The 6,654-nt window shown below is 55.0% G+C and carries 7 protein-coding genes; 2 read left to right on the forward strand and 5 right to left on the reverse strand.

Annotated features, from left to right (window positions below; genetic code table 11):
* Positions 1 to 525: 525 nt before the first annotated feature.
* Positions 526 to 915, reverse strand: a complete 390-nt coding sequence (locus tag B9P82_RS27640; RefSeq protein WP_101701431.1) for a lysozyme inhibitor LprI family protein — start codon at positions 913 to 915, stop codon at positions 526 to 528.
* A complete protein-coding gene (locus B9P82_RS28775) occupies positions 912 to 3,116 on the reverse strand; it encodes a pesticin C-terminus-like muramidase (RefSeq protein ID WP_210405011.1) in 2,205 nt (734 codons plus the stop codon). The genes B9P82_RS27640 and B9P82_RS28775 overlap by 4 nt, the downstream gene beginning before the upstream one ends.
* A 121-nt stretch (positions 3,117 to 3,237) precedes the next feature.
* On the opposite strand from B9P82_RS28775, the gene B9P82_RS27650 reads away from it, so the two are divergent.
* Both B9P82_RS27650 and B9P82_RS27655 read left to right on the forward strand, forming a co-directional pair.
* Positions 3,238 to 3,486, forward strand: coding sequence for a hypothetical protein (locus B9P82_RS27650; RefSeq protein WP_101701432.1), 249 nt, complete (start codon positions 3,238 to 3,240; stop codon positions 3,484 to 3,486).
* 50 nt (positions 3,487 to 3,536) lie between these two features.
* Positions 3,537 to 3,977: an entry exclusion protein 1 gene (locus B9P82_RS27655; protein WP_101701433.1), complete on the forward strand. Its 441-nt coding sequence runs from the start codon at positions 3,537 to 3,539 to the stop codon at positions 3,975 to 3,977.
* 313 nt (positions 3,978 to 4,290) lie between these two features.
* On the opposite strand, the gene B9P82_RS28385 is transcribed toward B9P82_RS27655, so the two are convergent.
* From B9P82_RS28385 to B9P82_RS27665, 3 genes are all read right to left on the reverse strand, one after another.
* Complete coding sequence (locus tag B9P82_RS28385; RefSeq protein WP_143704299.1) at positions 4,291 to 4,503, reverse strand: MbeD family mobilization/exclusion protein; 213 nt, start codon at positions 4,501 to 4,503, stop codon at positions 4,291 to 4,293.
* A gap of 6 nt (positions 4,504 to 4,509) precedes the next feature.
* Positions 4,510 to 5,007 carry an MbeB family mobilization protein gene (locus tag B9P82_RS28390; protein WP_143704300.1) on the reverse strand — a complete coding sequence of 166 codons (498 nt, stop codon included), beginning with the start codon at positions 5,005 to 5,007 and terminating at the stop codon, positions 4,510 to 4,512.
* A 677-nt stretch (positions 5,008 to 5,684) separates the two neighbouring features.
* Positions 5,685 to 6,008 carry a MobC family plasmid mobilization relaxosome protein gene (locus B9P82_RS27665; protein ID WP_210405012.1) on the reverse strand — a complete coding sequence of 108 codons (324 nt, stop codon included), beginning with the start codon at positions 6,006 to 6,008 and terminating at the stop codon, positions 5,685 to 5,687.
* Positions 6,009 to 6,654: the final 646 nt, after the last annotated feature.

A 6,654-nucleotide genomic window follows, 5' to 3' on the forward strand; every position in this document is an offset into this window, starting at 1 on the left:
TTAAAGATACCGGTGATTTCTCTCCGGCGGCTCCCTCGTGCGCTCTCCTGTTCCGACCCTGCCGCTTACCGGATACCTGTTCCGCCTTTCTCCCGTTCGGGAAGTGTGGCGCTTTCTCATAGCTCACACACTGGTATCTCGGCTCGGTGTAGGTCGTTCGCTCCAAGCTGGGCTGTATGCACGAACCCCCCGTTCAGCCCGACTGCTGCGCCCGTTCCGGTAACTATCAACTTGAGTCCAACCCGGAAAGGCACGCAAAAACGCCACTGGCAGCAGCCATTGGTAACAGTAGATGTGCGAGAGAGGTTTAGAGAGTACTTGAAGTGGTGGCCGGAGTGCGGCTACACTGGAAGGACAGTTTTGGTGACTCGTCTCGCACAAGACAGTTACCAGGTTAAGCAGTTCCCCAACTGACTTAACCTTCGATCAAACCGCCTCCCCAGGCGGTTTTTTCGTTTACAGAGCAAGAGATTACGCGCAGACAAAAAGGATCTCAAGAAGATCCTTTCAAAACAGCCTAACTATCTACATATCATTAGAAATTGCAGCTAACTCCTTTCCCCTGCTCTCTGACATTCTAGCGATACACTCATTAATAGTGGTTTGATATGCAGGGCTATTGCTATCAATCTGGAATGAGTACAATTTACAATTGGAGTCTCTAAATTTAATCCAATTTCTTTGCGACGTTTTAACACTAGCAATTAATTCATTCCTCAACCCAACATCATTTATATATTCTGCATTTATTTTACCCATCAAAATTGAGTACTGCTCATTCAAATACTTATCAGCTTCATTTTTTTTATTTTCAGCGCACAATCCCACTTGAATAGAATTATTCACATTGTTACAAACATCCGCGCCATATGAAAACGCTGAAAAAAACACAACAGCAACAAAAATACGTTTCATTCGCTAGTCTCCAAATAATCAGCCCTATGTCTACCCGGTTCATACTGAGAAATAGCATTGGTATTTCTTATGTAGTCAATTAATTCTTGCTTGTTATTATTTGAACCAGCAAGCATTGGTTTTGGCCCTTTAGTAAAGCCCTGATAAACAAAATCAACCAGTACTTCTTGGATTGGAGGCATTAACTCTACCCACGGTTTCGCACCAGAAACACCATTAGTCCATTTATTATAGTTTGAAATGGCACGCTCTACATATTTAGGATATATGAGGGCAAAGAGAGACTCTTGTTGCTCTAACGTAATCTCCCCTATGTCATTTTTATTTGAGAGAACAAAATCACGCGCAGCATTTCCTTTTAGGCCTGCGCCTTTAGATATTTTACCTGCCTGGCCGTTAGGTATTCCTGATGCAACCATATCTCTATATACATCAGCTTCAGAACGGTCCCCCATATCATAACCTCTACCAAGGGTAACACCTGATAGATCATTACCCGGCCAATGGATTACTCGGCTATAATACATAGATGATGGAATATCATTTCCTTCTGCATTGTAGGTCAGTTTTCCTTTCAGAGTTTTCTTTTGCGATTTTAGGGCATCAAGAAACTTAACCGGATGCATGTGCCAGACGGGTTTTCCCTTGTCGAAAGGCGGTACCTGACTCATCCACTCCATGTTGTCGAGCCACGTCCTGACATAGCCGGTCAGCAGCAAATCCATGTGTTTCAGGTAGTCCGTCCAGCGCAGATGGCTGCTGCCGCCAGACCACTCGCTGTCGTGTTTGATGACCAGACCCGCAACCAGATCCCTCACGTCCATCTCAGGGTACTGCAGGGCCACATGCAGCTCCTCCCCGGACAGCTCGCCGTCGTGATTCTGATCCATCTTGCGTATCAGCGCCTGATAATAATTCGACACCTGCTTCTCACGAATACCACGCTCTGGCCGTACCCATTCGGAAAGGTGGTTAAACACCGATTTCACCCAGTTCTCATGCAGGGATTTCTCCATACTGGCTGTGGCGGGCTGCTCAAACGCTGAGAACCCCCGATTTTTTAGGTCATACTGGCTGATATCCGCCTTCACGTCGTCGCCACTCAGCCAGGCGCCCTCCCCGATATCGAACCAGCGCTTGCCGGCGCCGTCGGTGAATGACGGACATTTGGCCTGCGGCAGGATTTTGTGAATATCTTTCCGTACCTTCCCGCTGGTTTTGGTGAAGGTATCGCCACTGCGGGTATACAGACTGCTCTCCGGGCGAATATGAAGATATTTTTCCCCGCCTGTGACACCGGCTGCATTACGCAGAAAATCCGGCAGCCGGTCATCGGTACTTAGCACCTCGATATGCACATACGGATCTGTTTCCGCCTTATTCAGCCCGCCGGGGACAATGTCTTCCCCGAGGAACCCCACCGCATCGCCGGCGGCAACGGTCATTCTGGTGGCGGGTATCACTACCGTGTCGTAGATGCCCTGTGTCACCGCCTGCTGCATCCATGCCGGCAGGGGCGCAGTGTGCTTACCCTCCGGGGTCATATACAACGGATCAAGCGACACCCAGAACGCCTCCCCGGTCATCTCGTCGTGTTCATTCAGGAGCCGGGCAAGCCCGAAGGTCGGGATATGTCCGTCCAGCCCGAAGAGGTTCTCACGCAGGACCACCACTTTCTGCCCGGTTGCCAGTTTTCCCGTTGGTACCGGCGCAGGCTCTCCTGTCTTCTCCTGCCCGCTGTAGTGTCGGGTTCGCAGACCATTGCCTCCGGCAGTCACCTGATAGCACTGGAGCGCCGGAAAGGCTGACGGCGGGGTCAGCCCGAGATAGAGCGCATAAAACTCCAGGCTGTTATCCGGCTTGTCTGGATCGGGCGTACAGACCGACTTCACCAGCACAAACGTGCTGGAATACTGCAGCGTCTGCCCCAGCCAGGTATCGGTCAGATACTGACTGTTCAGACGGTAAGCCACCACCTCACCCCCGGCCATAAACGGCAGTGGTACCGCCGAATCAACGTTCTCCGGAGTCAGAAAGGACGCCGGCGCACTTTCACGGCTGATATGAATGCCGCCGTGCCACATGCCATTGGTCCCCGCCAGCCACGTGCCGTGGGGTTCGCGTCCCACCTGCGCCATCATTTCATCCAGCGTGCTGTAGTCTTTACCGTTCGCCTTTCGGGCCGGGAAACAGATCTTCACGGACAATTCCTTCTGTTTAATATGGTTAAATTACCGTCATCATACACCGGATGCGACATAACCCGAATTTCCTATATGGCGTAATATGTTACTTAATATCTGGCCGTCCCGGAGACACACGATGAGATACAAAAAGCTGACTGCAGCCGAAGAGAAACGACTGGCGGATGCCTTTGTCGCGCAGGCGCTGGCGATGGGTCTGAAAGGCAACAAAAAGCTGCCGAAGGACATTAAGCTGCAGGTACGGGACAGGGTAATGGCCTCTATTGAGGCCGACCGGAAAGCCGCTGAAGCACAGCAGGCCCGCCGTCAGGCGCATGAGGCAGTGGAGACAACCTTCACCTGGAAACCGGCGATCCGCCGGCGCTGAAAACAGGTTATGCTTTTACGATGAGACACTAACGGGACAACGTCACTTTTATGGCATGGCACACTGTTCAGGACACCCTGAAATTAACCGGAAAATCGCGCTCGCAGTTATACCGCGATATGGCGAAAGGCCTTGTCAGCTACAGGACAGGGAAGGATGGCCGTCGGGAGTTTGAGACCAGCGAACTGATCCGGGTCTACGGTGAACTCAATACGGGTGCGACACCACCACGGCACAGGAAGGGACAGTCAAAAAAAGGCGATATGCCAGCGGAAAATCCCCAGTTAGCCGCGATTCAGAAGCAGCTGAACGAACTGCAGCAGACCGTCACCCTGATGCTCGAGGACAGGACCGCCCGCGAAGCCGAACGCCGGCAGCTCGATGAGGAGCGCGACCACCTGCAGGCGGAAATCAGCCGGCTGACGGATGCGCTGGCGCAGGAAAAGAAACGCGGATTCTGGTCGCGGCTGTTCAGCAGCGGCTCAGAGTGACCGTGCCGGTCAGGCTGATTTACCATAACATCCGTTATCGGCACCGCGAAAACAGGCTGACGGCGTTTCCGGTGACTACGGGATAAAACAGGCAACAAACCACCCGGAAAATCACCGGAAACGCGCCCGGTAAATTTTAACCATTTGCATGACCATGCAGCCAGGTGAATAACGCCGGATTTCAACGTAATCAGGTAACAAAACGTCTGTTTCCGGCAAAATTCTCAGTCACCGTACTCCCTGTCTCCCAGCTCCAGGGTTTTCTCATGCTCCCGCTGTTTCTTTTCCGCCTCCGCCAGTTCGTGCCGCTGCACTACCGGCTCAAACGACTCAGTTGCCCGCTCAAGCGCTCCACCTGCTGACTCAAGCGCATGACCTGCCCGCTCAGCCGTTCGTTGTCCCGTTGCATAAGACCACACATCGTCCGCAATTCCCCGAAGGCGCTCTCCCACTCGTCCAGCCTTTGCGAGTAGTCCTGCTGTAGCTGCTCTAACGCGCTCAGCAACTGTCTTTCCAGCTCTGTCATGCTCCGTTACTCCTTCACCAGCTTCACCGCGTTCCGCTTCCCGTTGCCCGTCTTCAAACCCGCTTCGGCTTTCACTCCCTTCGGCAGCACCAGAAAGCGTCCGTTGCTGTCTTCCAGGTGCGTCACGCCCCATGTCTTCGCGTTCAGCTTCGACAGCGCCGCGTTCTGCCGGTCGATTTCCGCCAGGTTCGACGCTATCAGGCTCCCCTGGTACCACAGCACCCCGCTCAGGCTGGCGAACAGCAGCCCGGACACCAGGGTGATGGTCATCCACGTCCGCCCGACCATACGCATCACGCTCAGCCTGTTCGACTGCATGGCTTCGGTCATACCCTTCTCGTGGGCGCTGATGGCGTCGCTGATTCTCGACAGACTTGAGTTCAGTGCCTCGCTGACAGACTTCTCGTGCCCGCTGAATGCGGCTTTCAGCATTTTCTCGGTAGACTGCTGCTGCTCTCTCGATTTCTGCTCCAGGTCCGTCGCCAGCTTCAAAAGACTGCTCATAAATCGCTCCCTTCAGTCGGATGTTCCGCCCCCCGTCCGGGTCGGCAATGCTGATACTGTTTTTCGTGGTCCGCACCACGTCAAAACCTGCCGCCGTGAGCGCCTCAGTAACGTCCTGACGCGTTTTAAGCTCTCCGGCCACACAGAGACGTACCAGACCGTCGGTAATCGCCTCGGCGGCCTCCTGCTTCGTTTTTGGCAGGGTGTTCGGCGTGACCAGCATACGTCTGTTCTCCGGTGCGTTCGGGTCGTGTAGCCCCAGCCTGCCGTTCACTATGGTCTGCCACGCATCGATGCGCGGACGGTCGGCACGGTCGTAGTACGGCTGCAGCCGCTTTCCGGTCAGCAGCTCGGTGTTCGGGATAAGAAAATTCAGCTCCAGCCGCCCCTTGTCCCGGTGCTCCACCCACAGAATGCTGTACTGGTCTTTATCGAGTCCGGGCATCAGAACCCGCTCGAAGCTCTCTGTCAGCTTCTCACGCTGGCCCGGCGGTAAATCTGCCTCCGCAAACGACAGTACCCCGGACGTGTATTTCTTCGCATACGGCGAGGCGTCAATCAGCTCCCGTACCTCCTCCGGTTTCCCCTGCAGCACGCGGGCACCCTCACGGTTACGCTCCTTACCCAGCAGATAGTCCACCGGACCGGAACCGCCGCCGCGACCTCTGGCGTGAAATTTAACGATCATCGTCCCGCCTTTTCTCCAGTACAGCATGCCGCAGCCGCTCAAGTCCGGCGTCAATGGCCATCAGAGCGGCCACCACCTGCACACGGTCATGGCCGCTCCCGGCACCGGCATTCACCCGACGTGCTATCTGGTTCAGGTTGTTCCCCATTCCGGCAAGCTGGCGCAGCAGCGCAGGCGCAAGCGTGGGAAGTTTGCCGGCGCGGGCCGGCTTCTCGTCCAGGCACGTCTGGCGCATCCACGCCGCGAGCTGTTTGCCGTCGCAGCGTTCCAGCAGTCGCCGGTGCTCGTCTTCCGTCACCCACAGGGTGAGCATTTTGGTGCGTTTCTCGGACAATCAGGCCTCCTGATAACGCCGGGACGGGCGGGAAATCTTTTCCCGGTCGGCGTGGCGTTGGACAAGCCGCAGGCGCGTCAGGCTTTTAGCGGGTTTCGGGGCGCAGCCCTGAACCAGTCACGCAGCGCTAGCGGAGTGTATACTGGCTTACTATGGTGGCATGAGTGTGGTTATCAGGAAAGTGCTTCATGTGGCAGGAGGGATATGTGGCTCGGGAGCGTCCGCAACACTATGTGCGGGCAGATGAAATGACGCCTCCTCGCTCACTCGGTCGCTGCGCTCCTGCCGTTCGGCTGCGGCGGGCGTTACCGGCTTACGAATGACAAGATAAAGGGATAGCGGTCGAATCAGGAAGGGCTGGAAAAAGGATGCGGCGTTGCCGTTTTTCCATAGGCTCCGCCTCCCCTGACGAGCATCACAAAAATAGACGCTCAAGTCAGAGGAGGGCGAAACCCGACAGGACTTAAAGATACCGGTGATTTCTCTCCGGCGGCTCCCTCGTGCGCTCTCCTGTTCCGACCCTGCCGCTTACCGGATACCTGTTCCGCCTTTCTCCCGTTCGGGAAGTGTGGCGCTTTCTCATAGCTCACACACTGGTATCTCGGCTCGGTGTAGGTCGTTCGCT

Source organism: Citrobacter sp. L55, assembly GCF_002850715.1.
Lineage (GTDB): Bacteria > Pseudomonadota > Gammaproteobacteria > Enterobacterales > Enterobacteriaceae > Citrobacter > Citrobacter braakii.